We start from the raw sequence: 24,996 nt of genomic DNA, 5'->3' as shown, positions 1-24,996 counted from the left end.
TGATGGGATTCAGAACCACAGCCGTACGCCGAGGACGAGTCGCGCTTCACTGCGATCCTCGCCTTCTTCCCGTGCGTAATCGGCGGTGTGGCCGTAGGTGCGGTTCCAGGTCACGCCGATATAGGGCGCGAATTCGCGGCGGATTTCATAGCGCAGGCGCAGCCCGGCTTCGGTGTTCGCGAGGCCCGAACCGATCCCGCGTTGCGGGTCGTTTTTGCCGTAGACGTTGAGTTCGGCGGTCGGTTGCAGGATCAGGCGATTGGTCAGCAGGATGTCGTAGTCGCCCTCCAGCCGCACCGCGCTCTGGCCGTTTTCGCCGAGGAATGCCGTGGCTTCGGCTTCGAAGTTGTACAGCGCCATGCCCTGCAGGCCGAACGCGGCCCAGGTTTGCGGAGCGCCGGGTTTGAAGTCCTGACGCACGCCACTGACCACGTCCCACCACGGCGAAATCGCGTGGCCCCACAGCGCCTGAATTTCCGCGTCTTCGGTCTTGCCGTTGCTGCGTTCGCCCTCGGAGCGCAGCCACAGCCGATCGATGTCGCCGCCGATCCAGCCGGACAAATCCCAGGCCAGGGTGCTGGCGTCGTCGGCGTCCTGCCATTCAAGTTTGTCGGCGAGGAAGTAAGTGTTGATGGCGCTGTCGTGGACTTGGTGTCCGGCGTGGCTGGTGAACACAGCGGCGCGGTCGGCGTCGGTCAGTGCCGGGATCGGCGTGCGGCTTTCGGTCGGCGCGGCGGGCTGCATCATGCCGTCGTCCATGCTTTGCATGTCGGTCATTTGACTGTGATCCATGCCTTGCATATCAGCCATCCGGCTGTGATCCATGCCCTGCATGTCGCTGGCGGCGAAGGCCTGGGCCATCGACAGGAGTGACAACGAAAACGCGGCAAATCGAGTCATGGTCGGCGTCCTCATTCTTCCACCCGCACTTCGCGGAACATGCCCATTTCCATGTGGTACAGGAGATGGCAGTGATAGGCCCAACGGCCGAGCGCATCGGCGGTGACGCGGTAGCTGCGGCGGGAGCCGGGCGGCATGTCGATGGTGTGTTTGCGCACCTGGAAGTCGCCGTTTTCGTCTTCCAGATCGCTCCACATGCCGTGCAGGTGAATGGGGTGGGTCATCATCGTGTCGTTGACCAGCACCAGGCGGATACGCTCGCCGTACTTCAAGCGCAGCGGCTCGGCGTCGGAGAACTTGATGCCGTTGAACGACCAGGCGAATTTCTCCATGTGGCCGGTCAGGTGCAGTTCGATGGTGCGGCTCGGATCGCGGCCATCCGGGTCTTCGAAGGTGCTGCGCAGGTCGGCGTAGGTCAGGACGCGACGCCCGTTGTTGCGCAGGCCGAGGCCGGGGTCGTCGAGTTTCGGCGCGGTGGTCATGGCTTGCATGTCCACCAGCGGGTTGTCCTTTTCGCTGTCGGGGTGCGCCTGCATCGGGCCCATGTTCATGCTCGAGTGATCCATGCCGCTCATGTCCATCGAACCATGATCCATGCCGCCCATACCCATGTCGTCCATGGTCACCAGCGGGCGTGGGTCCAGCGCTGGCACCGGAGCCGACAAACCGGCGCGGGTGGCGAGGGTGCCTCGGGCATAACCGGTGCGGTCCATGGCCTGGGCGAACAGGGTGTAGGCGTCGGCGGCGGGTTCGACGATCACGTCATAGGTTTCCGCCACGGCGATGCGCAATTCGTCGACGCTGACCGGTTTGACGTGCAGGCCGTCGGCGGCGACCACGGTCATTTTCAATCCGGGAATGCGCACGTCGAAGTAGCTCATGGCCGAGCCGTTGATCAGCCGCAGACGCAATTTTTCGCCGGGGCGGAACAGGCCGGTCCAGTTGTCATCCGGGGCGTGGCCGTTCATCAGGAAGGTGTACGTGGCGCCGCTGACGTCGGCGATGTCGGTGGGATTCATCTTCATCTGCGCCCACATCGTGCGATCGGCGACGGTCGCGCCCCAGCCTTTTTCGCCGACGTCGTGGATGAAATCAGCGACGGTGCGCTTGTGGAAGTTGTAGTAGTCGGACTGCTTTTTCAGGGTCTTCATCAGGCTGGCCGGGTCTTCGTCGGACCAGTCGCTGAGCATCACCACGTACTCGCGGTCGTACTGGAACGGCTCGGGCTCCCGGGCATCGATCACCAGTGGCCCGTAGACGCCGGCCTGCTCCTGCAAGCCGGAATGGCTGTGATACCAGTAGGTGCCGTGCTGGCGAACCTTGAACTGGTAGACGTACACGCCACCCGGCTCGATGCCCTTGAAACTCAGGCCCGGCACGCCATCCATGTTGGCCGGCAACAGAATGCCGTGCCAGTGGATCGACGTGCTGTCCTTGAGGCGGTTGCGCACCCGCAGCGTCACGGTGTCGCCTTCGCGCCAGCGCAGCAGCGGGCCGGGCAGGCTGCCGTTGATGGTCATCGCGGTGCGGGGCTGGCCGGTGAAGTTGACCGGGGTTTCGCCGATGAACAGCTCGAAATCGGTGCCGCTCAGCTCGTTGACCTGGCCGGGGCTGTTCAAGGCCCAGACCGGCATGCGCCACAGGCCGAGGCCACCGAGCAGACCGGCGGCGGCGAGGCCTTTGACGAAGGTGCGTCTTGAGGTGGTAGAAGGCATGCGCTGGAAGTCCCCGTTTGACCAATGACGGAGAAGCTAACCCGCAGCAGCTTTCAGCCGGCTGAGGCGTGGATTACAGTTTTGTCAGGTTCGACCTACAACCCAAGTCCCTCCTGAACCACCAGCAGCAGGTTGTTTTCCGTCAACGCAATCGCATCCAGCTGTTGCCCGGTCTCAAGCGTCTGCAACCACCAATGACTTTCGCCGTGTTCGTCGACCGTGCGCAGCAGCGATGCTTCGCGCCCCGGCAGGACGATTTGCACACGCCCCGAGCCGTCTTCGGTGAAGCGGGCAATGGGGTCGAACGTGAGGCTGTGGTGATTGGCTTCGATGACCAACTGGTCGATGGCGTAGTCGTGGGTCTCGCCATCCGGTGAACTTTCGCAAACATGGGTAGGATTTCGCCGAATCTTCAGTCCTACCTCGGTGACCGGTTGCAACCAGCCCTCGATACGGTGATACAACGCGTAGACCTGAGCCGGCCAGCAATCGATTTCCAGTTCGGCGCAGGTGATTTGGTCAGCATGGGTGTGCCGGGTTTGTTTGAGTTTCGCGGCGAGTTCGTCTGCTTTACTCATGTCGGTTCCCTGTGGTGATTTCAACTTCATCGTAGTCCTTTCAAAGTAATGCAGGTTTTGCCCTGCGTCATGCGCTTGCAACACGGGCATGACTCAATCAGCGTCTGGCCAAGTGATGGTCGAACCACAGAAACCACGGACGCACGCGTCCCAAGGAACGGGAACATGAAAAAGCTTTTTACAATTATGGCGCTGATTGCGCTGACGGTCGGTAGCATCGGCCTGAGTTCGGCGCGCCAGTCGTCCGCCAGCAAAGCGGAATCGGTGGCGGGGGTATTCGATTACTACCTGCTGACCTTGTCCTGGTCGCCGACGTTCTGCCTGACCCACAAGGACGACCCGCAATGCACCGGCAAGGGCTACGGTTTTGTCCTGCATGGCCTGTGGCCGCAATACGCCAAGGGCGGCTGGCCGCAATCCTGCCCGCCATTGACCAACCTGTCGGCCGCCGAAACGGCCAAAGGCCTGACGCTGTTCCCGACCAAAAAACTGCTCGATCACGAATGGAGCAAGCACGGCACCTGCAGCGGTCTCGGCGCCATGGGCTATCTGGACGAAGCGGACAAGGCCGTGGCGGCGGTGAAAATCCCGCAAGAGCTGCAACCGTTCAGTAGCTCTTATTACTTCGAAGCGCAGGAAATTGCCGACCTGTTTCGCAGGAGCAATCCGGGCATCCCGTCAGACGGTATCGCGGTGATCTGCAACGGCCCGGAACTCTCGGAAGTGCGCGTGTGCATGGGCAAGGACCTGCAATTCGGCGCCTGCGGCAAGGGCGTGAAAACCCAGTGTCGGGCGGGGGATATTCGAGTGCCGCCGTCGCGTTGACCGATCATAAAAACAGGCGCCTGAAAAGGCGCCTGTTTTTTTGCGATCAACCTCAAGCAAATCCCCCCGCATCCACCCCCAATTCCCCCCGCAAAAACTCCACCAAACCCCGCTGCAATCCACTCAACACCCCCTCGCGGCTGACCAGCGCCAGCTCCGTCGGCGGCAGCGGCGGCAAATCCGTGCACACCCGATGCTCCGGCAACACTGCCGACGCCGGTAGCACCGAAACCCCAAGCCCTGAGGCGACCGCCGCCTGAATGCCGGTCAGGCTGTGGCTGCCGAAGGCCACCCGCCAAGGGCGTTGCGCCACGTCGAGCAGGCGGATTGCCCGTTGTCGGTACAGGCAGCCCTGGGGAAACAGCGCCAGCGGCAGCACGCCTATGGAGGCATCGAATTCCACGCCTTTGACCCACACCAGTCGTTCCGGCCAGGTGGCCCAGGCGGGGCCGCTGTCGGGTTCGCGTTTGATCAGGGCGATGTCGATTTCGCCGCTGTCGAGGCGTTGACGCAGGTCGAGGCTCATGCCGCTGACGGTTTCCAGCCGCGCTTGCGGGTGGCTGCGGGTGAAGCCGGCGAGGATCAGCGCCATGCGTCGGGCGTCGAAGTCTTCCGGCATGCCGATGCGCAGGATCTCCAGATCCAGATCGCTGGCCAGGGCTTCGCTGGCCTCGGCGGACAAGGCCAGCAGACGGCGGGCGTAGTGGATCAGCAGTTCGCCGTGCTCGGTGACGCTGACGTTCAGCCCGGTTCGGTCACGCAGCAGCAGGGCGTGGCCGACCAGGTCTTCGAGTTTGCGCACCTGTTGGCTGACCGTGGATTGAGTGCGGTGGACGCGTTCGGCGGCGCGGGTGAAGCTGCCTTCATCAACCACGCAGACGAAGGTTTTCAGCAGTTCCAGATCCAGCATGGCGGCGGTCTCGATATTTGTTTGGCAACTGACGGTTGGCTAATTATTTAATTTCACACTATCACCCCGAGTTCATAAGCTGAAGCCCTCACATGCAGAGGAATGCCCCATGACCTTGATCAACACACCGCGCCCGCAATGGCTGACCTTCGATTGCTACGGCACCTTGATTCAATGGGACGAAGGCCTGCGCGCCGTGGCCGAGCGGATCCTGAGCGAGAAGGGCGAGCACCGGGTCGATGCCGGGCGCCTGATCGAGGTTTACGACCGCCACGAACATCGCCTGGAACAGACACCGCCGCACCGCTCGTTCCGCGAACTCAGCACCCTCGGCCTGCAACTGGCCCTGGAAGAACTGGGCTTGGCGAGTGCCAGCGAAGACAGTCAGCGCCTGGCCGCCGCGATTCCGCAGATGCCGCCGTTTCCCGAAGTCGTCGAGACCCTCGCGCAGCTCAAGGCCAAGGGTTTCAAGCTGTGCATCGTTTCCAACACCGATGACGACATCATCGCCGGCAACGTCGCTCAACTCGGTGGCCACATCGACCGGGTGATCACCGCGCAACAGGCCGGCGCCTACAAACCGGCGCCGCGGCTGTTCGACTACGCTCATGAACAATTGGGCGTCAGCCGCGATCAGGTGGTGCACATCTGCGCCAGCCCGATGCTCGATCACACGGCGGCCCGCGACATGCATTTTCGCTGCGTATGGATTGACCGTGGGACCGGTCGTCAGTTGCTGCCGGACTACCGGCCCGACGCGATCCTCAATACGCTGGACGAAGTGCTCCCGCTGTTCGCGTCCATCGGCTGGTAAGAAAGGAGTTTCGCCATGGCCCATACCCTGACTGGCAGCGCCCGACCCGCGCGTTCCGGCTCGTTGAACCTCGACAGCGAAGCCATCATCACCGCCCGTCGCGAGCTGGCAGCGTGCTTTCAACTAGCGGCGCTGCACGGCTTGGAGGAGGGGATCTGCAATCACTTTTCGGCGATGTTGCCGGGGCACGATGACCTGTTTCTGGTCAATCCCTACGGCTATGCGTTTTCCGAAGTGACGGCGCACAACCTGCTGGTCTGCGACTTCGACGGCAACGTGGTGGACGGCGAGGGCCGGCCGGAGGCCACTGCTTTCTATATTCATGCGCGCCTGCATCAGCGACTGCCACGGGTGAAGGTCGCATTCCACACGCACATGCCGAACGCGACGGCGTTGTGCCTGCTGGAGGGGCCGCCGATGTTGTGGCTGAGCCAGACCGCGCTGAAGTTCTACGGGCGCACGGCGGTGGACGAGCATTACAACGGGCTGGCGCTTGACGAGCGCGAAGGCGACCGGATTGCCGGTGTCATGGGCGAGGCCGACATTCTGTTCCTGAAGAATCACGGGGTGATTGTTGCGGCGCCGACCATCGCCGAAGCCTGGGACGATCTGTATTACCTTGAGCGCGCCGCGCAAGTGCAACTGCTGGCGATGGCCACGCAACGGGTGTTGAAACCGGTGCCGCACGCGATTGCGCAACGGGCGTACGAGCAGATGCGTGAGGGCGATCCGGAAAGTGCGCAGGCGCATCTGCACAGTGCGATGCGGCGGTTGGCCCGTCAGGGTTGATGCGGGCAAAAACGGGCAGGCAAAAATAATTTGTGTCGCAGGTCATCCAATTGCCCTGCGCGCCGATAGCAACAGGGTCGGGATTGTCGCGGTGGCACTTGGTTGCCCCATACAACCCGGTGGGCTACGCTCACAAAAAACAAGGGTTTCGGGCCTTTGCCCCTGTCGTACCTGCCCAGGACACGCTTTTGCCTATCCCCATCCACGATCCGCATCAGGCCCCCGGCGGCACCCTCAAGCGTTTGCCCCTGCGCAAGGCGGCGGTGTTGTTCATCGTTGCCGTGTGTCTGTGCCTGTCCGGTCTGCTGTATTTGCAGATCGAACAGTCGCGGCGTCAGGATCTGGCTAACGCGCAGATGTCGTCGGCCAACCTGACCCGGGCCATGGCGCAGCAGGCCGAAGACACCTTTCTGGCGGCGGATCTGGTGATGACCAGCCTGGTCGACTGGATTCAGGAAGACGGTTATGGCGCGGTGCAGAAACCTCGCTTGCAGAAAACCCTCGCACGGCGGGTGCAGCAACTGGAGCAGTTGCACGGCATGTTCCTGTTCGACCGCGAAGGGCAGTGGGTGATTACCTCGTTCCCGGATCTGCCGCGCGGCAATGGCGTGGCGGATCGCGAGTACTTCAAGTTTCACCAGCAGAACGTGTCGGGTGTGGCGCACATCGGCCCGGCGATCCGCAGCCGCGAGAACGGCGAGTGGATTATCCCGATCTCGAAACGGGTCAACGACCGCGCCGGCAATTTCCAGGGCGTGTTGCTGGCCGGGATCAAGATGTCGTACTTCGACAAGTTCTTCAAAAGCTTCAGCCTGGACGACAACGGCACCATGTTCCTCGGCCTGATCGACGGCACCTTGCTCGCCCGGCGGCCGTTCGACGAGGCCCTGATCGGTACCTCGCTGGCCAAGGGCGAGATCTATCAGAAGCTGTTGCCCAACGCCTCCGCCGGCACCGCGATGATCGATTCGGTGGTCGACGGTGTGACGCGTCTTTACGGTTACCGGCAGCTGGAAAGTTATCCGCTGGTGGTGTCCGCCTCTTCATCGCGGGACACGATTCTCCAGGGCTGGCATGACCGGGCGTTCCAGTCCAGCGTGATCGTGGCGCTGGTGATGCTCGGCGTGGGGCTGTTCGGCTGGGTGTTCATTCATCAGGTGCGCGATGGCGAGCGGATCGAGAAAAACCTGCGCAAGGCCCAGCGGGCGCTGGAGCAGATCGCGACTCACGACAGCCTCACCGGCTTGGCAAACCGGCGCCTGTTCGAGCGTTCGCTGGAAGTGGAGTTTGCCCGGGGTGCGCGGCAGTCGAGCCCGGTCAGCCTGATCATGCTCGATATCGATTTCTTCAAACGCTACAACGATGCCTACGGCCATGTGGCCGGCGACCATTGCCTGACGCAGGTCGCGCAGGTGGTGAAAAACTGCTGCCAGCGCAAATCCGATCTGGCGGTGCGCTATGGCGGAGAAGAGTTCGCAGTATTGCTGCCGGACACCGACATCAACGGCGCGCTGGCGATTGCCGGGCAGATCCGCCGCAGCGTCATGGACAAACACATCACCCACAGCGGCTCGCCCACCGGTTATCTGACGGTGAGCCTGGGCTGCTATTCGTTTATTCCGCTGGGCAACGACAGCCCCGAGCTGTTCATCCAGCGCGCGGACGCGGCGCTGTACCAGGCCAAGAACGCCGGCCGCAATCGCGCGGCCGTATTGTCGATGGACGTCGGCCTCGGCGAATTGCTGCGCTCGGATCGCTGAACATCGAGGCAAAAAAAGAGCAGGCCATGGCCTGCTCTTTTTCGTTGCGTTGACGGTGTGACCGCGTGTGATCAGAAGTCCACGGTCGCCGAAACCTTCAGCGTGCGCGGCGTGCCCTGGGTCAGGTAACCGCCGTTGGCCGAAGCCCAATAGGCTTCGTTGGCGACGTTTTCCAGATTGGCCCGCAGGGTGATCTGCTTTTCATCCAGCTTGAAGGCGTAGCGCGAGCCGAGGTCGAAGCGGTTCCACGCCGGAATGCTCTGGGTGTTGGCCGCGTTCAGGTACTGACCGCCGGTGCGCAACATCCGCGCGCTGAGGGCGGCGCCTTCGAGGCCCGGAATGTCCCAGTCGGCGCCGAGGTTGAACTGGAAGCGCGGTACGCCGACGGCGCGGTTGCCGTCATTCACACCGTTGCTGCTGCCTTCCAGTTCAGTCTTCATCAGCGTTGCGCCGCTGAGCAGGCGCAGGCCATCAAGCGGTTCGCCGTAGACGTTGAGTTCCACGCCTTTGTTGGTCTGCTGGCCATCGACCCGGAAGATTCCGTCCTGGGTGTAGCTCGACGGTTGCTCGATGCGATAGACGCCGAGGTTGGCGCCGTAGCTGCCCATGTCCAGGCGCATGCCGGCCTCGATCTGCTTGCTGCGTACCGGGGCGAAGGTTTCGTCGCGGTTGATCGCGGTGGTCGGCGGTGTCGGGCCCTTGGCCAGGCCTTCAATGCGGTTGGCGTAGAACGACAGGTGTTCCCACGGCTTGATCACCAGGCCGTAGACCGGGGTGGTGATCGACTCTTCATAACTCGACGTGCGGGCGCCGGTGGCGGTGCTCCAGCCGTCGACTTTCAGTTCCTGGCGGCGCACGCCGAGGGTCAGCAGGATGCGGTCATCGACGAAGCCGAGGGTGTCGGAAATCGCCTCGCTGCGCAGGGTGTTCTTGCCGGTGATACGCGGGTCGCTGATGTCGCTGGCGAACGAGGTGGGCGCCGGGCGCGGCTTGTCGGTGACGTTGTACAGGTTGGTGCTGTAGCGTCCGGCGGTGCCAATGGTTTCGAACGCCGAGCGCTGCTCGCCCCAGATACCCGCCCAGCCGAGGTTCAATTGATGGGTGACGGGGCCGGTGTCGAAGCGGCCGTTGAGTCCGGCCATGGCGCTCTGGTTGTCTTCGTCGTGGGGCGAGTAGAGCATGCCGCCACGGGCATTGCCGTCGAGGTCGGTGACGGTCAGCGACGAGTACACGCCGTTCTCGCGGGTGTGCTTGGCGCCGCCGGACACGTAGGCCGTCCAGTTGTCGTTCAGGTCGTACTCGGCGCGGGCCATGCCGAAGGTGTCTTCGAGTTGCGAGTAGCTCCAGCTCTGGGCGTAGCTGGCATTGGCGTGCGGCACTTTGGGGGCTTTGGTCAGGCTCGAATCGACATAGATCACCGAGCGACCCTGGTTGATGACCTGCTTCTGATAGCCGAAATCGGTCGAGACCCGCAGGCGATCGCCGCGATAGTCCAGGCCGACGGTGAACAGCGACGAGCGCTGGTCTTCGTCATCGACGGCGGTGTCGCCCTCGCGCTGCATCAGGTTGACCCGCGCGCCGAAGCGGTTGTCCTCGCCAAAGCGCTGGCCCAGATCCAGATGTCCGCCGACCCGGCCGTCGGCGCTGTAGTCGAGGGTGACGCTGCGGGTCGGCGTGTCCAGCGCGCGTTTGGGTTGCAGGTTGATCCCGCCACCGATGCCGCTGCCGCTCGGGGTCACGCCGTTGACGAACGCGTTCGGCCCCTTGAACAGTTCCACCCGGTCCAGCGCTTCGACGGCGATGATCTGCCGGGGCAGCACGCCGTACAGGCCGTTATAGGAAATATCATCGGAGGCCAGCGGCAGGCCGCGGATCATGAACATCTGCGAGAAGTTGCCGAAGCCGTTGGACTGGCGCACCGATGAGTCGTTGAGCAACACATCGCCAACGGTCTGGGCCTGTTGGTCGGCCATGGTCTTGGCGGTGTAGCTGGTAACGCTGAAGGGCAGATCATTGACCTCCTGATTGCCGAGCATGCCGATCTGCGCGCGGCGGGCGACCTGTTCGCCGCCAAAGGTGTCGCCGCTGTCGTCGTGCAGGGCGCTGACGTTGGTGGCGCCGAGTTCCAGCGCGCCGTCCGCCGCGACTTTCGGCGCCACGGTGTAGCCATTGTGGCCGGTGCTGATCAGCTCGAAACCGCTGCCTTCCAGCAACCGGGCAAAACCGCTCTGCGCGGTGTAACTGCCTTGCAGGCCGGGGCTCTGGCGATTGCCCAGTTGCGCCGGATCGAACGACATCGGCACGCCGACGCTGACCGCAAATTGCGCCAGCACATGGCTGAGCAGGCCGGGGCCGATGTTGACGCTGCGGCTGGCGCTTTCACTGACGCTGTCGGCGGCGTGGGCGGCGGTCGGCAGCAGTGCGCTGAAGGCCAGGGCCAGGCTCAGGTTCAAGGCCTTGAGCGCAAAGGTGGCGGGGCGGGGCGATGGCATTGCGGTCATTCGGTGTTCCTGTCGGGGGCGTGGAATTGAAAGGTCTATCCACTCACCGGACGAGTCGCGAAAAGGTATCAGCGAATATTGAAAATATTTTCCGAGGGCTCAGACACGCGGTTCCACCGACAGCCAATAACGGGTCAGGCTGTTGATGTTCAGCGGCAACGTATCGCTGAGCAAACGCAGGCTGGCGTCGGTGTCGCGCAGGGAAAACGCTCCGGACACACGCATCGCCGCCACGTCCGGATGACAGCGCAGCACGCCCCGGCGATAGCGGCTCAACTCGCCGAGCAATTCGTCGAGACGCATGTTGCTGGCCAGCAGCATGCCTTTGTCCCAGGCCAGGGACGCGGTGTCGAAGGTTTCGGCGCTTTCGAAACTGTTGAGCTTGAAGCGCTGGCGCTCGCCGGCCTGGAGAATCGCGTTCTGCTTGAGCAGTTGCGGGGTGATCTGCACCTGGCCCTCAAGCACCGAGACCTGGCTGCGCGAACCCTCGGTGCGCACGCAGAATCGCGTGCCCAGTGCGCGGGCCACACCCTGCGGGGTTTCGACAATGAACGGACGGGCGCCGGCGTCTGTGGCGGTGTTGATCAGCACTTCGCCGTTGAGCAGCAGGACGCGACGCTCCACCGGGCTGAAAGCGATGTCCACGGCACTGTCGGTGTTGAGCACCAGTTGAGTGCCGTCCGGCAATTGCAGGTTCTTCTGCTCGCCAACGGCGGTGCGCTGGTCGGCGGTCCATTGCTGCCACGGCACATGTTGCGAGGCGATGCCCAGCGGCCCGGCCATCAACAGCAAGCCGAGGCGGGTGAGGGTCTGGCGGCGGCTCAGGCCTTCTTTGCGGGACGCGCGTTTCAAGGTCTGGATCGCGACGTTGGCCGGCACGCTGCGTAAATCCCCCAGCAGGGCTTCGGCCCGTTGCCAGGCGATGGCATGCTCGGCGCTGCGTGTGCGCCATTGAGCGATGGCCTGGTGATCTGACGGAGTGGCGGCGCCGGAGTGCAGTTGCACCAGCCAGTCGGCGGCTTCGCCGAGAATCTGCGGATTGATCATCGACGAATTCATCAGGCGACACTCAGACAGGCAATGAACGCGGCACGCATGTGCCGCTTGACGGTGATCAGCGAAACACTCAGGCGCGTGGCGATCTGCGCGTAGGTCAGGCCTTCGATCTGTGACAGCAGGAACGTATCGCGGGTCTGCTCGGGCAGTTCGCGCAGCAGCGCTTCGATGCGCCACAGGGTCTCGAGAATCAGGTAGCGGGTTTCCGGCGAGGGCACTTCGGCAGCCGGCAGGTGCGCGATGGTTTCCAGATAGGCGCGCTCAAGGTCCTGACGCCGCCAGCGGTCGATCACCAGGCCTTTGGCGATGTGCGTCAGCAACGCCCGGGGTTCGCTGCCCAGTGGCTTGATCACCTGACGGGTTAGCAGGCGCATGAAGGTGTCGTGCGCCAGATCGGCCGCATCGCAACGATTGCCCAGCTTGCGCTGCAACCACCCCTGCAGCCACCCGTGGTGTTCGCTGTAGAGGCTGTGGACTTGCTGATTCAACGGCGGGTCGAGGGGCGACATGAAGAGCAGATACTCGTTTCGGGCATCCGTTGCCTGGCTGCAATCAAGAGTGCAATTAAGAATTGATCGCATTCTAGTGTCGCGGAACGAGTGCTGGCAATTGCCCATTTACACTTTCTTTTCTGACGCCAGAGGAGTGGCCTACCCGACTTCCGGGAGATTGGCTATTTGCCTGACCCGGCCCCGGGACTACCGTAGCCACACATTTATTTGCCCCGGAGAGTCGCCATGAAACCTCGTATCGATTTCTACACCGCGTCCCCAGATGCCCTGAAAGCGATGATCGCCCTGGAAACCGCCGTCTCGAAACTGCCGCTGGAAAAGACCCTGATCGAACTGGTCAAGCTGCGCGCTTCGCAGATCAACGGCTGCGCGTTCTGCATCGACATGCACACCGCCGACGCGATCAAGGGCGGCGAAACCCCGCGCCGGTTGTTCGCCGTGACCGCATGGCGTGAAGCGCCGTTCTTCACCGAACGTGAACGCGCCGCGCTGCTGTGGACCGAAACCCTGACCCAGTTGAGCCTGACCCACGCCCCGGACGAAGACTACGAAGTGGTCGCCGCCCAGTTCTCGCCCAAAGAGATGGTCGACCTGAGCGTCGCAATCAGCACCATCAACAGCTGGAACCGTCTGGCCGTGGGCTTCCGTAAAACCCCACAGGCCTGACCGATCAATGTGCATCGGCACTCGGCGCGGCCGGTGGCTGCACCTTGCGCATCAAGGGCACCATCGCCGTGGCGATGCCGAAGCACACCATGATCATCAGGAACGTGTCGCCGTAGGTTTGCGTCTGCGCTTCACGGTAGGTCAGCAGCCATAGCTGACGCAGGCTGGCGGTGAGGCCGACATCGCCGCTCTGACCCAGCGCGGCAAAGTTGCCGCCGACCTGGGCCAGCCATTGATTCACCGCTTCGTTGCTGCTGTTCAGATGCTCCGCCAACCGGGTGAAGTGCAGGTTGGTGCGGTCGTTGAGAATGGTCGCGCACGCGGCAATCCCGATTGCCCCGCCCAGATTGCGCATCAGATTGAACAGGCCCGACGCATGTTTCAGACGCGCCGGTGCCAAACCACCCAAAGTCAATGTCACCGCCGGTGGCACCGCCAGTTGCTGGGCAATACCGCGCAAGGCTTGCGGCAGCATCAATTCTCCGGCGCCCCAGTCGTGGGTGATCGGACTGAATTCCCACATCGACAACGCAAACAACGCCAGGCCCGCCATCATGATCCAGCGCAAATCGATGCGATTGGCCAAAAAGGCGTACAGCGGAATCGCCATGATCTGGAACACCCCGGTGGAGAAAACCGCCAGACCAATGTCCAGCGCGCCGTAGCCGCGCACCCGGCCGAGAAACAGCGGTGTCAGGTAAATCGTCGCGAACAGGCCGATCCCGGTGACGAAGGAAAAGAAGCAGCCGAGGGCGAAATTGCGATCCTTGAGCGCGCGCAGGTCGACGATCGGATTGGCCACGTGCAACGTGCGGCCGATGAAGGCCAGCCCGGCGAGGCCACTGATCCACGCGGTGGTCAGAATCGTTTGATCGCTGAACCAGTTCCAGCGCGGGCCTTCTTCGAGGGTGTATTCCAGGCAACCGAGAAACAGCGCCAGAAACACCATGCTCAAATAGTCCGCGCCCTTGAGCAGTGACAGTTCCGGCTGATCGATCTTCACCAGCATCGGCACCGCCACGGCGACGAAAATCCCCGGCACCAGGTTGATGTAGAACAGCCAGTGCCAGGACGAAATATCGGTAATCCAGCCGCCGATCACCGGGCCCAGCGTCGGTGCCAGCGACGCCACGGCGCCGATGGTCGCGGCAGCAATCACTCGCTGTTTGCCGGTAAAGAAAAAGAACGCCGTGGTGAACACCAGCGGAATCATCGACCCGCCGAGAAACCCTTGCAGCGCGCGAAAGGCGATCATGCTCTGGATGTTCCAGGCGATGCCGCAGAGCAGGCTGGCGAGGGTAAAGCCGACCGCTGAAGCGCAGAACAGCCAGCGCGTGGAAAACACCCGCGACAGCCAACCCGACAGCGGAATCACGATGATTTCGGCGATTAAATAACTGGTCTGCACCCATGCCGTTTCATCGGTGCCGGCGGACAACCCGCCGCCGATATCGCGCAGCGAGGCCGAGACGATCTGGATGTCCAGCAACGCGATGAACATGCCGATGCACATCGTGGCGAAGGCGAACACCTTGGTCGCCGTCGCCATGTCTGTGGCATTGAATGGCTGCGCGGAGGCGGTGAGGGCGGTGCTCATGGCGCGCTGGCCACGGCGTTGGTTTCAGGTTGGGCGCGGGTGTCGACTTCAGCGGTCACCGACAGGCCCGGACGCAGATGGCCGAGCACACCGTCCGCCGGGTCGAGCAGGATCCGCACCGGCACGCGCTGGACGATTTTGGTGAAATTGCCGGTGGCGTTTTCCGGCGGCAGCACGCTGAACTGCGAACCGGTGGCCGGGGCGAGGCTGTCGAGGCGACCGTGGAATTCCTGGCCGGACAACACGTCGGCGCGGATGCTCACGCGCTGGCCGGGTTTCATCCGCGCCAGTTGGTCTTCCTTGAAATTGGCATCGACCCACAGACCGCTGGCCGGTACCACCGACAACTGTTGCGAACCGGCCTGGGCATAGGCGCCGACCCGCGCGCGGCGGTTGCCGATCACGCCGTCGACCGGGGCACGCAGTTCGGTGTAGCCGAGGTTGATTTGTGCCAGATCACGCTCGGCCCGGGCTTGCTGGAGGGCGGCGCGGGCCTGTTGTTTCTGGGTTTCGATCACGGTGAGTTGGCGTTGCGCGGCCAGCAGTTCGGCCTGGGCCTTGGCGCTCAGGGCTTGCGCGGTCTTGAAGGTGGCGTCGGCCCGTTGCGCGCTTTCAACCGAGACTGCATTGGTGGTCACCAGACGCTTGTAGCGTGCGTTGTCATCCCGGGAACGGGCGGTTTCGGCGCTGGCGGCATCGATCCCGGCGCGGGCCTGACCGATCACCGCTTGCTGCAGTTGTTCGGTGGCGTCGAGGTTGGCCAGCAGCGCTTCTTCGGCGGCAACGGCGCCTTCGGCCTTGGCCAGATTGGCGCGGTAGTCGCGGGCGTCGAGGCGAATCAGCACGTCGCCGGCCTTGACCTTCTGGTTGTCGCTGACCAGCACTTCCTCGATGTAACCGGCGACCTTCGGCCCGATCACCGTGACGTCGCCGCCGATGTAGGCATCGTCGGTCTCCTCGAGAAATCGACCGGCGCCCCACCAATGCACGGCATACAGCCCGGCGAACACCAACGCGGCCAGCCCCGCAGTGGGCAACAGCAGGCGTTTGAGCAGGGGAGGTTTGGGGGCGCTGACCGGTACGGCGAGATCGGGTTCTACGGTGGGCATGCTGGTCATGGCGTAATACCTGGGGAAACGGGTTGTTATTACGGCTGTAATATGACGTGAGTAATATTTTGTGGCAATTGATTTTTATCGCCGGTCGTCAGATGGGGGTGTTGAAAGAAAAGCTGATCATTTGTTTAAGAAATGTAAGCGCTGTAGGAAGCGTCTTGCATTTGCGTAGGAAGGCTCTGACTATCACCGCTATTGATGGGGTGGCATTAAGCCAGTTGATTGCAAGGATGTTGAGTGCCGTATTCGCTTTGCGCTGTTTCTCGTAGTCGTACTTTGCCTCGCCCGCTGTTGTCGGCCTTGTTGTTGAGTGTGTGTGCGCCCAGCGTTCTCGCCGCCGAAGCTTCAGCTCCTGGCCAGGAAGTACTGCGCCAGCAGCAACTGCAACAGCGCGATCTGCAACAGCTGCAACTCGAACAGCGCAAGCGGCAACTGGAGCGCGGCGCGTTCGGCCCGACGCCTGCCACTCCGGCCATTCCTGAATCGATCAAACCCGACGAACGCTGCTGGCCTCTGAGCGGTACGCGTATCGGTGGTGTCACGCTGATCGATAAAGACAAACTCAACGCCCGGATCGAACCGCTGCTGGCACCGTGCATGGGCGTCGGCCAGATCAACCATCTGCTGGCGACCATCACCGCGCTGTACGTGGAGAAGGGCTACATCGCCAGTCGGCCATACTTGAGCAGTGCGCCGGCAGCGGGGCAATCGCTGGATATCCTGATCGATGAAGGCTACATCGAGTCCATCGAACTGGCGGACCAAAGCTTGCCGGTGTCGCTCGGCGGGGCGTTTCCCGGCATGCTCGGCAAGCCGCTGAACCTTCGGGATCTGGAACAGGGTCTGGATCAGTTGAACCGTCTGCGTTCGCTCGATCTGACCGCCGACATCGCCCCCGGCAGTCAGCCCGGTGCGTCGAAAATCATCCTGCGCTCGCGCACCTCGGGGCAGTCACGCTGGGCCCTTGGTGCCGGTTTCGACAACCTCGGCAGCGCCAGCACCGGCCGTGATCGCGACACGCTGAGCCTGACCCTCGACAGTCCGCTCGAGCTCAACGATCTGTTGAGTCTCAGCGCCAGCGACACCCTCAATCAGGGCGACCGCTACAGCCGCAACGCCAGCCTCTACTACGCGATTCCCTACGGCTACTGGACGTTCAGCACCTTCGCCAGCCACGCCGAATACCGCGCGCCGTTCAAGCTCAGCACGCTGACTTTCCACAGCACCGGCATCACCGATCAGCTCAGCCTGCGCGCCGACCGTGTGTTGTGGCGCGACCAGAGCCATCAGCTCAGCGCCAACCTGCAACTGGCGCACAAGGACGTCGACAGCTATCTGGAAAACGTCCGCCTCGGCATCCAGAGCCCGACCCTGACCGTGGCAGAGGCCGGGCTCAATCTGTTCTGGCTCGATCGCGCGGTGTGGAACCTCGACGTCAATTACGCCCAGGGATTGCGGTGGTTCGGCGCCGACGACGATGCCGATCGCCAGGTCAAAAACCTGCCCAAGGCACAGTTTCGCAAGTACCGCGCCGGCCTCAGCCAGTGGCGCAACGGCCAGCTCGGCGCGCAAGCCTGGCAATGGCAGAGCCAACTCAATTTGCAGTACAGCCCGGATCCGCTGCCAGCCATCGAACAATTGCTCGGCACCGACGATTCCGCCGTGCGCGGTTACCGGGTCAGCAGCGCGTCCGGCGCCAGCGGCGCGATCTGGCGCAACACCTTGCGTCTTCCGCTGCGCACCGATTTACCGGTGCAGTTCACCCCGCGCGTCGGCCTCGACCACGGCTGGATCAAGGCCGATCACGGCGCCCCGGTTCAACGCCTGAGCGGCGCCAGCATCGGCCTCAATCTGGGCTGGAAAAACCTGCAAGTGGATGTCGATTACCAACGCGGCCTGAACGCCCCGACCGGCCTGCACCGGGAGCCTGAAACCTGGCTGATGCGGGTCGGATTACAGATATGAACGTCAGTGAACAACAGCCATCGGACCTGAGCGCGACAGCCGTGGCCTTCAACTCAACGCGCAACGTGATGCCGCACTACATGGAGAGTTTTTTATGCCAATGAATACCTTTGCGTTTCATCTTTCCCCACGGGGCAAACTGCGCTGGGCCATCGCCAGCCTGTTCCTGGTCGCTCACCTGCCGGGCGCCATGGCCGGCGGTGTGGTGGTCGCGCCCGGCCCCGGCGGCACCGCGCAACTGCAAACCCAGGGCGGCGTCCCGATCGTCAACATCGTCGCGCCCAACGGACAGGGCCTGTCGCACAACCAGTTCCTCGACTACAACGTCGACCGTCAGGGCCTGGTCCTGAACAACGCCTTGCAGGCCGGGCAATCGCAGCTCGCCGGGCAACTGGCGGCCAACCCGCAATTGCAGGGCCAGGCCGCGAGCGTGATCCTCAACGAAGTGATCAGCCGCAACCCGTCGGCCATCAACGGCGCCCAGGAAATCTTCGGTCGCGCCGCCGACTACGTGCTCGCCAACCCGAACGGCATTTCGGTGAATGGCGGCAGCTTCATCAACACGCCGAACGCCAATCTGGTGGTCGGCCGTCCCGAGCTGAACGACGGCAAACTGCAAGCCCTGAGCACCCGCGACGCCACCGGTCAGCTGCAGATCCAGAGTGGCGGGCTGCGCAACGGCGAAGGCTCGATCAACCTGATCGCCCCACGCATCGACAGCCAGGGCGCAATCACTGCGCGTGACCAACTGAACCTCACCGTCGGGCGCAATCAGATCGATTACGCCAGCGGCCAGGTGAAAGCCGTGGACCCGGCGGGCAACACCACCGATCAACGGATCGACGCCAGCCTGTTCGGCGCGATGCAAGCCGGGCGCATCAACATCGTCAGCACCGCTGAAGGCGCGGGCGTGAAGGTTGGCGCTGTGCAAGTCGCCGGGCGTGACGGTGTACAGATCCGTTCGGCGGGCGACCTGAGCGTCAGTGGTCAGGCGATTCCGGACAGCCTCGACGTGACCCGCGCCGGCATTCGCAGCAGCCAGGGCGACGTCGGCCTGCACAGTGGCAAGGATCTGACGCTGGCCGCCACCGATGTCAGCGGTCGTGATGTGAAGGTCGAGGCCAAACGCAATCTGACCCTGACCACCGTCGAAAGCCGCAAGCTCCAGGAACAGCGCGAGAACTGGAACAACAGCACCATCGGCATCACCTGGGAAACTTACGAGCGCACCAAGACCGACAGCGATTCGCGCCAGCACGGCAGCCAGATCGTCGCCAGCCGCGACGCGCAGCTGTCGTCCGGCAAAGACACCGAACTGAAGGCCGCCAAGGTCGAAGCGAAGAACAACCTCAACGTGCAAAGCGGCGGCGATCTGCGCCTGACCGCCGCCACTGAAAGCCACACCCAGACCGATCAGGGCAAGCACCGCAAACACCTGTGGAAAGCCGATTGGGACAGCAGCAGCGAAGAGCAGCGCAGCATCACCAGCCAATTGAAGGCCGGCAACATCGCCCTGCAAACCGCTGCACTGTTGCGTTCCGAAGGCGCCGAACTGAACAGCGCCGGCGATCTGCAACTGGCCGGCAAACAAGTGGAAATCACCACCGCGACCCGCACTAACCGCAGCAGCGATAACCGCTATTCCGGTGATCTGGTTGGCGGCGGCTTCTTCGGCAAGACCGGCGACGCCGACAAAGGCCAGACCCAGCATCAGGGCAGCAAGGTCAATGCGGCCGGCAAACTGGTGGTCAAGGCGGACGACGTGCGCATCAGCGGCAGCCAGGTGCGTGGCGGCAAAGACGCCAGCGTGATCAGCGACAACGGTTCGCTGACCATCGACGGCGTGCAGGACACCTCGCACAGCAACAACCACGACAAGGACAGTAAGTTCTTCGGCATCACCAAGGACGAGTCCCGGCAGAACAGCAAGGACAGCACCACGGTGCGCAGCGAGCTGGTGTCGGACAGCAACCTCAAGCTCAAGAGCGCCAAGGACATCGAAGTCGCAGGCTCCACGGTCAAGGCCGGCGGTTCGCTGACGGCGGATGCGGCGGGTGATGTGAATGTGCATTCGACGCAGAACACCCACGACAGCAGCAACAGCACGCAGACCCGCGGCTTCGACGCCTACGCCAAGGAGCAAACGGCGGAGCAGTATCGCGCCGGCGTGCATTACGAAGACAAGGCGCAAACCGTCACCACCAACGACGTCACCCAGCAGGGTTCCAGCCTCAGCGGCGGCAGCGTGCAGGTGAAGGCGGGCGGCGACGTGACGCTCAAGGGCGCCGAGGTGAAATCCACAGCTGGCGACACCAGCCTGAGCGGCAAGAACGTCTCGCTGCTGGCCGAGCAGGACAGCCACAGCACCTCGACCGAGACCCGCAGCACCGGCGGCGGTTTCTACTACACCGGCGGCCTCGACCGCGCGGGCAGCGGCGTGGATTTCTCGCACAGCACCTCGCAGGACACCACCGCTAAAACCACCGCGCAAACCACCGATGTGCAGAGCAGCGGCAGCCTGAACATTAACGCTGACAAACTCGCTACCGAAGGCGCGCAACTCAAGTCCGGCAACGGTCTGAACGTCGCCGCCAACGAAGTCGACAACCGTGCCGCCAGCCACACCGAGAGCAGCACCCACAGCGAGAGCAACTGGTCGGCGGACATCGGCGCCAACGTCGAGTACAAAGACATCGCCCGGCCGATTGCCGGCGCGGTGAAAGAAGTGCTCGACGGCAAGGTACCGGACAAGGACGCACTGGCCAATCTCGGTCAGCCGAACGTCGGTATCGACGTGGCAATCGGTCATGCCGGCGCCGATAAAACCGAGCAGGGCAGCAACGCCGTGGTCAGCCGGTTCGACGGCCAGACCGTGGACGTGAAGGTCGGCGGCACCCTGCATGATCAGGGCACCCATTACAATGCCAGCGCCGGCAAAGTGAACATCAGCGCCGACAAACTGGTGGCCGATGCCGCGAACAACACCCACAGCAGCACCGATCATTCGGTGGATGCCAAGGTCGATGTACGCGTCTACACCAAGACCGGTGAAGACGTGAACGTGGCCGGCAGTGGCGCGGGTGGAAGCAGCCAGTCGAGCAAAAACAGTTCCACGGCGGTGGTCGGCGGTTACGCTGGCAATCAGGGAGTGAACATCAATGTCGGCGGCGATGCCCGGTTCGAAGGCAGCCGTTTCGACGGCGGCCAGGGCGGTGTCAGCGTCAAGACCGGCGGTGATCTGGCCCTGAATCAAGCCAACGACCGCCAAAGCAGCGACAGCTCCAGCCTGCGCGGCGACGGCTCGCTGACTGTCGGCACCTTGCCGGGCACCGACGGCACCAACGTCGATCTCGGCGCCGGGTTCCAGCTCGATCACAAAGGCAACCAGACCACCGATAGCCAGGCGCACGTCGCCAGTATCAGCGGCAACGGCCCGGTGCAATTGAGCAGCGGCGGCAATCAGGTGCAGCAAGGTACGAAGATCGACAGCGCTGGTGCTATCGACCTGAAGGCTGGCGGCAAGCTCGACCTGCAAGCGGCCACTGATTCGCACGTCGCCACCGGCAGCAACCTCGGCGGCGGTCTGAAGGCCGGCGGCAGCAAAACCAGCAGCGAGAAGAGCCGCGATCAGGGCGGCAACCTTAGCGGTAACTTCAACATCGGTCGGGTCAACGAGAACACCCAGACCCTCAGCGGTGGCCAGCTCAACAGTCAGAACGGCATTTTGCTGAGCGGCGATTCCGTGCGCCTGCAAGGCACTCAGGTCAGTGCGCCAAACGTCAGCATCGACGCGCAGAAGGGCGGTTTCGTTCAGGAGTCCGCGCAGTCCACCGACAACCGCAATAACTGGAACGTCGCGCTGAATGCCGGTGGCAATCTGAGCAAAAGCACACCGACCGCCGCCGATGAAAAAGTCAGCAGCGACCACGGCTTCAATGCCGGGGCCAAAGTCGGCGTGGATTACCTGCAAGGCACCACCCAGCAGAACAGCCAGATCAAGGCTGACACGGTGGTGTTGAACAGCGCGGGTGATGCGAGCCTGAGCGGCGCGCGGATCGATGCGCGTAACGTCAGCGGCAACGTGGCCGGTGATCTGTCGGTCGAAAGCCGTCAGGACTCCAGCACTCACGCCAAGGTTGACGTGGATCTGGGCCTGACCGCCAAGAAGACCCCGGCCGACGACAAGGGCAAACTCGCGGGCACCGACTACAAGCCAACGTTGAAAGTCGACGGCGAATACGCGCACAAGGACAGCGTGAAACAGGCCTCCGGCATCAGCGCAAGTCAGGGTGTGAACCTCAACGTCGGAGGCGCTACGCAGCTGACCGGTGCGCGGATTTCCGCCACCGAAGGCAAGGTCGATCTGGGTGGTTCGAAGGTCAGCAGCAGCGACCTGAGCAACCTCGACTACGGTGTGAAAGCCGGCCTGGACCTGCCACACAAAACCGAAGAAAACGCACCGAAGGTTTCCCTTGAAAACGGCAACCTGAAAGTCGGCCCGGTTACTTTGAGTGGGCATCTGGATAGCCAGACTTTGCAAGCGGGCATCAACGAAAAAGGCTGATACACCGCAAAACCCTTTGAGAGCGAGCCTGCTCGCGATAGCGTCATATCAGTCATCCAAATCAGTGACTGATATGCCGCTTCGGGAGCAGGATTACGCATTATCAGGTGTCCCGGACCACCGTTTTGCTGAACGTTAAAGAAACCGGCACTCAGATCGATAAAGATGCCTGAAAGCGAATATTCCCTAAGGAGTTGCGTACATGAGTTCAAGGAATGACTGGTCGCAGGAGTTGTTGGCTATTGCCAAGCAGCTCATCAGTTGGATCATCGGCAAGCCCAGTAGCAAATTCGTGATGCTGGGGATGTTGCTCTGGGCACCCGGAGCACTCGACTTCCTGGCGATGCTGGCCCAAACGATTCAGTCGCTCCGTGGCTTGGCACCTTTGCCGACCGTACCGGACGACTTTGGTTATTCTCGTGCCTTGGGCGTCGTGCTGATTATGGTTGGCGTAGGTATGACACTGTTCGAATGGTGGCAACCCCATTCAACCAAGGCTAATCGCCTGAACGTTGTCAAAGCCAAGGGGCAAGTCCAATTGCAACGTGCATTGCGCACAACGTTTGCAAACTTCAACGACGCGGATTTGCAGTTGGAGTTTGAGAGGGCCTGGGGACCGGTGAATGCTGATCCACAACAGATTCGCAACGTGTTGGGCACCAATCGGGGTAATCCGGGGCGTGCCATGGATCGATTCATCAGAGGGATGGCACTGGTTAAAGCCGATGGCAACTGGTTTGAGTTACGTTCTCGGCTCACTCCAGCGGCGTTCTGGCTATATTTTGTCATGACGATTGTCTCTGTAGTCGTAGGTGGCCTTTGCCTGTTTATCGTCTGCGCGTCTCTGGTCTTTCCCGAACTGAAGATTATTCCCGTCGAGACAAAAGTTACGTTGGCAATATTGGGGGGACTGATCGGTTATTCAGTCTTTGCATTCAAGCAATTGATGCTTGAGTTCCGAAGCGCGGTCGATCTCGTGAAAATGTAATCCGTACTGCATGAATTTTGAGTACATGCGGGCTGGATTTTGCTGTGAAAGGGGAATTCGTCGCCGAATCCATGAATGAATTGCTTCCGCTTAATAGGAAGCATTACTATTCACGCCCCTTTCCTCAGCACGCCGCAATGATCCCCATGCTGCCCCGCAGACCCGGCTTTCTCGAGCATTACGAAGAGTTGATCGGCACCTGGACCCGTCGCCTGCGCAATCGCTCGCAGGCCGAGGATCTGGCGCACGACACCTTTGTGCGGGTGCTCGAATCCGATTCGTCGGCGGTGCAGCAACCCCGGGCGTATCTGCATCAGACCGCGCGCAACATCGCGGTGGACGGCTATCGGCGTGAGGACCGGCGGGGCGCCATGGAGTCGGAGGCGATCGATCTCAGTGAGTCGCCGACCGGCGATCCGGAGCATTACATGCATGCGATCCAGCTGGCCGATTCCATCGAACGTGCGCTCACGGAGCTGCCGGTCAACTGTCGGCGGATTTTCGTCTGGCAGAAGATCGAAGGCCTGACCCAGGCAGAAATCGCCGAACGCCTGGGCCTGTCCAAGAACATGGTGGAAAAGTATATGATCCGCACCCTGCGGCATCTGCGTGATCGCCTGGACGGGGCGCAATCATGAGCCGTGGCGTCTTTTCATCCCCAGCCAAACAGGACATTCCATGATGGATACTCGTGATTGCGCGTGCGGGCAAACAACGGTGCGCGATGACGCGGCACGCTGGTTTGTGCGTTTGCAGGAGCCGGCCGTCAGTGCCGACGAACAGCAGCGCTTCGACGCGTGGTTGAACGAACATCCGCAGCACCGTGACGAATTCCAGTTGCTGCAAGGCTTGTGGACAGCGGCGGATCTGCTGCCGGCGCCACGGCTTAAAGCTTTGTGCGAAACCCCGCCGGCGCGGCGCGAACGCCGTCCGCTGTTGCGTTATGCCGTGGCGGCCAGCGTGGTTGCGGTGGCACTTGGGCTCGGGCTGTTCAGCGGCTTGAATCACCCGGCGGGTTACAGCGCCGAATTCGCCACCGCCCTCGGCGAGCGCAAGCATGTCGCGCTGCCGGACGGTTCAGTGATCGACCTCAACAGCCGCAGCCGTTTGCAGGTGCGTTTCGAAAAGGATCGGCGGCTCATCGAGTTGACCGAAGGCGAAGCGATGTTCAGCGTCGAGCACGACACTTCCCGCCCGTTCGTGGTCGAGGCTGGCAGCGGCAAGGTCACGGTGACCGGCACCCGCTTCGATGTGCGCCGCGACGTGACGCAGACCCGGGTCGCGGTGGAGCAGGGCACGGTCAAGGTGCAGGGGCGTGATGCGGCCGATGCCGATTTCATCAGCCTCACTGCCGGCCTCGGCACGCGGATCGATGCCCAGGGCAAAGTGGCGCCAGCCTACGCGGTCAACCCGGCGGAACTGACGGCCTGGCGTAGCGGCAAACTGGTGTTCAACAACGCCAGCCTCAGCGAAGTCGCCGAGGAAGTGTCGCGCTATCGCGACAAGCCGCTGAAGGTCGTCAACCCCGCCGTGGCCAATCTGCGCCTGACCAGCGTGTTCAAATCCGACAACACCGACGCCTTGCTCAAGGCCTTGCCGAGCATCCTTCCGGTGGCCGTGCGCACCCTTGCCGACGGCAGCCAGGAAATAATTTCAAAATAGCATTCAGGTTTTTTTCGAGTTCGTCGTCTTCCTGTTCAACTGCAACTGGTTTGCATTAACAGCCGCACACTCTTGCGAT

19 protein-coding genes are annotated in these 24,996 nt (G+C 62.5%); 10 read left to right on the top strand and 9 right to left on the bottom strand.

Annotated features, from left to right (window positions below):
* Positions 1 to 9: 9 nt before the first annotated feature.
* From KJY40_RS19700 to KJY40_RS19690, 3 genes are all read right to left on the bottom strand, one after another.
* Entirely contained in the window at positions 10 to 900 is an 891-nt protein-coding gene (locus KJY40_RS19700; protein WP_230731972.1) for a copper resistance protein B, read from the bottom strand.
* An 11-nt stretch (positions 901 to 911) separates the two neighbouring features.
* Positions 912 to 2,615: a copper resistance system multicopper oxidase gene (locus tag KJY40_RS19695; RefSeq protein WP_230731970.1), complete on the bottom strand. Its 1,704-nt coding sequence runs from the start codon at positions 2,613 to 2,615 to the stop codon at positions 912 to 914.
* 95 nt (positions 2,616 to 2,710) lie between these two features.
* On the bottom strand, positions 2,711 to 3,193 hold the full coding sequence (locus KJY40_RS19690) for a hypothetical protein (protein WP_230731969.1): 483 nt from the start codon (positions 3,191 to 3,193) through the stop codon (positions 2,711 to 2,713).
* 165 nt (positions 3,194 to 3,358) lie between these two features.
* Here KJY40_RS19690 and KJY40_RS19685 point away from each other — a divergent pair, with 165 nt between their 5' ends.
* A complete protein-coding gene (locus KJY40_RS19685) occupies positions 3,359 to 4,018 on the top strand; it encodes a ribonuclease T2 (protein WP_230731968.1) in 660 nt (219 codons plus the stop codon).
* A gap of 52 nt (positions 4,019 to 4,070) precedes the next feature.
* Here the strand turns inward: KJY40_RS19685 and KJY40_RS19680 are convergent, their stop codons facing one another.
* Entirely contained in the window at positions 4,071 to 4,928 is an 858-nt protein-coding gene (locus tag KJY40_RS19680; protein WP_230731965.1) for a LysR substrate-binding domain-containing protein, read from the bottom strand.
* A 109-nt stretch (positions 4,929 to 5,037) separates the two neighbouring features.
* Here KJY40_RS19680 and KJY40_RS19675 point away from each other — a divergent pair, with 109 nt between their 5' ends.
* The 3 genes from KJY40_RS19675 to KJY40_RS19665 all read left to right on the top strand — a co-directional run bounded on the left by KJY40_RS19675 (position 5,038) and on the right by KJY40_RS19665 (position 8,291).
* A complete protein-coding gene (locus KJY40_RS19675) occupies positions 5,038 to 5,742 on the top strand; it encodes a haloacid dehalogenase type II (protein WP_230731964.1) in 705 nt (234 codons plus the stop codon).
* Between the two features lie 15 nt (positions 5,743 to 5,757).
* Complete coding sequence (locus KJY40_RS19670) at positions 5,758 to 6,531, top strand: aldolase (protein WP_230731962.1); 774 nt, start codon at positions 5,758 to 5,760, stop codon at positions 6,529 to 6,531.
* Between the two features lie 188 nt (positions 6,532 to 6,719).
* On the top strand, positions 6,720 to 8,291 hold the full coding sequence (locus tag KJY40_RS19665) for a sensor domain-containing diguanylate cyclase (RefSeq protein WP_230731959.1): 1,572 nt from the start codon (positions 6,720 to 6,722) through the stop codon (positions 8,289 to 8,291).
* A 71-nt stretch (positions 8,292 to 8,362) separates the two neighbouring features.
* Here KJY40_RS19665 and KJY40_RS19660 read toward each other — a convergent pair whose 3' ends face one another.
* The 3 genes from KJY40_RS19660 to KJY40_RS19650 all read right to left on the bottom strand — a co-directional run bounded on the left by KJY40_RS19660 (position 8,363) and on the right by KJY40_RS19650 (position 12,357).
* A complete protein-coding gene (locus KJY40_RS19660) occupies positions 8,363 to 10,792 on the bottom strand; it encodes a TonB-dependent receptor (protein ID WP_230731958.1) in 2,430 nt (809 codons plus the stop codon).
* Positions 10,793 to 10,891: 99 nt separating this feature from the next.
* Positions 10,892 to 11,851, bottom strand: a complete 960-nt coding sequence (locus tag KJY40_RS19655) for a FecR domain-containing protein (protein ID WP_230731957.1) — start codon at positions 11,849 to 11,851, stop codon at positions 10,892 to 10,894.
* Positions 11,851 to 12,357 carry a sigma-70 family RNA polymerase sigma factor gene (locus KJY40_RS19650; protein WP_230731956.1) on the bottom strand — a complete coding sequence of 169 codons (507 nt, stop codon included), beginning with the start codon at positions 12,355 to 12,357 and terminating at the stop codon, positions 11,851 to 11,853. The genes KJY40_RS19655 and KJY40_RS19650 overlap by 1 nt, the downstream gene beginning before the upstream one ends.
* Positions 12,358 to 12,585: 228 nt before the next feature.
* Here KJY40_RS19650 and KJY40_RS19645 point away from each other — a divergent pair, with 228 nt between their 5' ends.
* Positions 12,586 to 13,026: a carboxymuconolactone decarboxylase family protein gene (locus tag KJY40_RS19645; RefSeq protein WP_007955895.1), complete on the top strand. Its 441-nt coding sequence runs from the start codon at positions 12,586 to 12,588 to the stop codon at positions 13,024 to 13,026.
* Between the two features lie 4 nt (positions 13,027 to 13,030).
* Here KJY40_RS19645 and KJY40_RS19640 read toward each other — a convergent pair whose 3' ends face one another.
* Both KJY40_RS19640 and KJY40_RS19635 read right to left on the bottom strand, forming a co-directional pair.
* Positions 13,031 to 14,623 carry a DHA2 family efflux MFS transporter permease subunit gene (locus tag KJY40_RS19640; RefSeq protein ID WP_230731955.1) on the bottom strand — a complete coding sequence of 531 codons (1,593 nt, stop codon included), beginning with the start codon at positions 14,621 to 14,623 and terminating at the stop codon, positions 13,031 to 13,033.
* Positions 14,620 to 15,741 carry an HlyD family secretion protein gene (locus KJY40_RS19635; protein WP_230731953.1) on the bottom strand — a complete coding sequence of 374 codons (1,122 nt, stop codon included), beginning with the start codon at positions 15,739 to 15,741 and terminating at the stop codon, positions 14,620 to 14,622. The genes KJY40_RS19640 and KJY40_RS19635 overlap by 4 nt, the downstream gene beginning before the upstream one ends.
* A gap of 234 nt (positions 15,742 to 15,975) precedes the next feature.
* Here KJY40_RS19635 and KJY40_RS19630 point away from each other — a divergent pair, with 234 nt between their 5' ends.
* From KJY40_RS19630 to KJY40_RS19610, 5 genes are all read left to right on the top strand, one after another.
* Positions 15,976 to 17,703: a ShlB/FhaC/HecB family hemolysin secretion/activation protein gene (locus KJY40_RS19630; protein ID WP_230731951.1), complete on the top strand. Its 1,728-nt coding sequence runs from the start codon at positions 15,976 to 15,978 to the stop codon at positions 17,701 to 17,703.
* A gap of 94 nt (positions 17,704 to 17,797) precedes the next feature.
* Positions 17,798 to 22,267 (top strand): hemagglutinin repeat-containing protein, encoded by a 4,470-nt coding sequence (locus tag KJY40_RS19625; protein ID WP_230731949.1) that lies wholly within the window; start codon positions 17,798 to 17,800, stop codon positions 22,265 to 22,267.
* Positions 22,268 to 22,469: 202 nt separating this feature from the next.
* Entirely contained in the window at positions 22,470 to 23,255 is a 786-nt protein-coding gene (locus tag KJY40_RS19620; protein ID WP_230731946.1) for a hypothetical protein, read from the top strand.
* Between the two features lie 137 nt (positions 23,256 to 23,392).
* Positions 23,393 to 23,893 carry a sigma-70 family RNA polymerase sigma factor gene (locus KJY40_RS19615; RefSeq protein ID WP_045121794.1) on the top strand — a complete coding sequence of 167 codons (501 nt, stop codon included), beginning with the start codon at positions 23,393 to 23,395 and terminating at the stop codon, positions 23,891 to 23,893.
* 40 nt (positions 23,894 to 23,933) lie between these two features.
* Positions 23,934 to 24,917 (top strand): FecR family protein, encoded by a 984-nt coding sequence (locus KJY40_RS19610; RefSeq protein ID WP_230731945.1) that lies wholly within the window; start codon positions 23,934 to 23,936, stop codon positions 24,915 to 24,917.
* Positions 24,918 to 24,996: the final 79 nt, after the last annotated feature.

The sequence above is a fragment of the Pseudomonas fitomaticsae genome, assembly GCF_021018765.1.
Taxonomy (GTDB): domain Bacteria; phylum Pseudomonadota; class Gammaproteobacteria; order Pseudomonadales; family Pseudomonadaceae; genus Aquipseudomonas; species Aquipseudomonas fitomaticsae.
This window is presented reverse-complemented; position numbering and strand designations above follow the sequence as displayed.

What these genes read in the sequence shown, in the direction of transcription:
- KJY40_RS19700 (WP_230731972.1), bottom strand. Translation starts at nt 900, where the DNA reads ATGACTCGATTTGCCGCGTTTTCGTTGTCACTCCTGTCGATGGCCCAG.
- KJY40_RS19695 (WP_230731970.1), bottom strand. Translation starts at nt 2,615, where the DNA reads ATGCCTTCTACCACCTCAAGACGCACCTTCGTCAAAGGCCTCGCCGCC.
- KJY40_RS19690 (WP_230731969.1), bottom strand. Translation starts at nt 3,193, where the DNA reads ATGAGTAAAGCAGACGAACTCGCCGCGAAACTCAAACAAACCCGGCAC.
- KJY40_RS19685 (WP_230731968.1), top strand. Translation starts at nt 3,359, where the DNA reads ATGAAAAAGCTTTTTACAATTATGGCGCTGATTGCGCTGACGGTCGGT.
- KJY40_RS19680 (WP_230731965.1), bottom strand. Translation starts at nt 4,928, where the DNA reads ATGCTGGATCTGGAACTGCTGAAAACCTTCGTCTGCGTGGTTGATGAA.
- KJY40_RS19675 (WP_230731964.1), top strand. Translation starts at nt 5,038, where the DNA reads ATGACCTTGATCAACACACCGCGCCCGCAATGGCTGACCTTCGATTGC.
- KJY40_RS19670 (WP_230731962.1), top strand. Translation starts at nt 5,758, where the DNA reads ATGGCCCATACCCTGACTGGCAGCGCCCGACCCGCGCGTTCCGGCTCG.
- KJY40_RS19660 (WP_230731958.1), bottom strand. Translation starts at nt 10,792, where the DNA reads ATGACCGCAATGCCATCGCCCCGCCCCGCCACCTTTGCGCTCAAGGCC.
- KJY40_RS19655 (WP_230731957.1), bottom strand. Translation starts at nt 11,851, where the DNA reads ATGAATTCGTCGATGATCAATCCGCAGATTCTCGGCGAAGCCGCCGAC.
- KJY40_RS19650 (WP_230731956.1), bottom strand. Translation starts at nt 12,357, where the DNA reads ATGTCGCCCCTCGACCCGCCGTTGAATCAGCAAGTCCACAGCCTCTAC.
- KJY40_RS19645 (WP_007955895.1), top strand. Translation starts at nt 12,586, where the DNA reads ATGAAACCTCGTATCGATTTCTACACCGCGTCCCCAGATGCCCTGAAA.
- KJY40_RS19640 (WP_230731955.1), bottom strand. Translation starts at nt 14,623, where the DNA reads ATGAGCACCGCCCTCACCGCCTCCGCGCAGCCATTCAATGCCACAGAC.
- KJY40_RS19635 (WP_230731953.1), bottom strand. Translation starts at nt 15,741, where the DNA reads ATGACCAGCATGCCCACCGTAGAACCCGATCTCGCCGTACCGGTCAGC.
- KJY40_RS19625 (WP_230731949.1), top strand. Translation starts at nt 17,798, where the DNA reads ATGCCAATGAATACCTTTGCGTTTCATCTTTCCCCACGGGGCAAACTG.
- KJY40_RS19620 (WP_230731946.1), top strand. Translation starts at nt 22,470, where the DNA reads ATGAGTTCAAGGAATGACTGGTCGCAGGAGTTGTTGGCTATTGCCAAG.
- KJY40_RS19615 (WP_045121794.1), top strand. Translation starts at nt 23,393, where the DNA reads ATGATCCCCATGCTGCCCCGCAGACCCGGCTTTCTCGAGCATTACGAA.
- KJY40_RS19610 (WP_230731945.1), top strand. Translation starts at nt 23,934, where the DNA reads ATGATGGATACTCGTGATTGCGCGTGCGGGCAAACAACGGTGCGCGAT.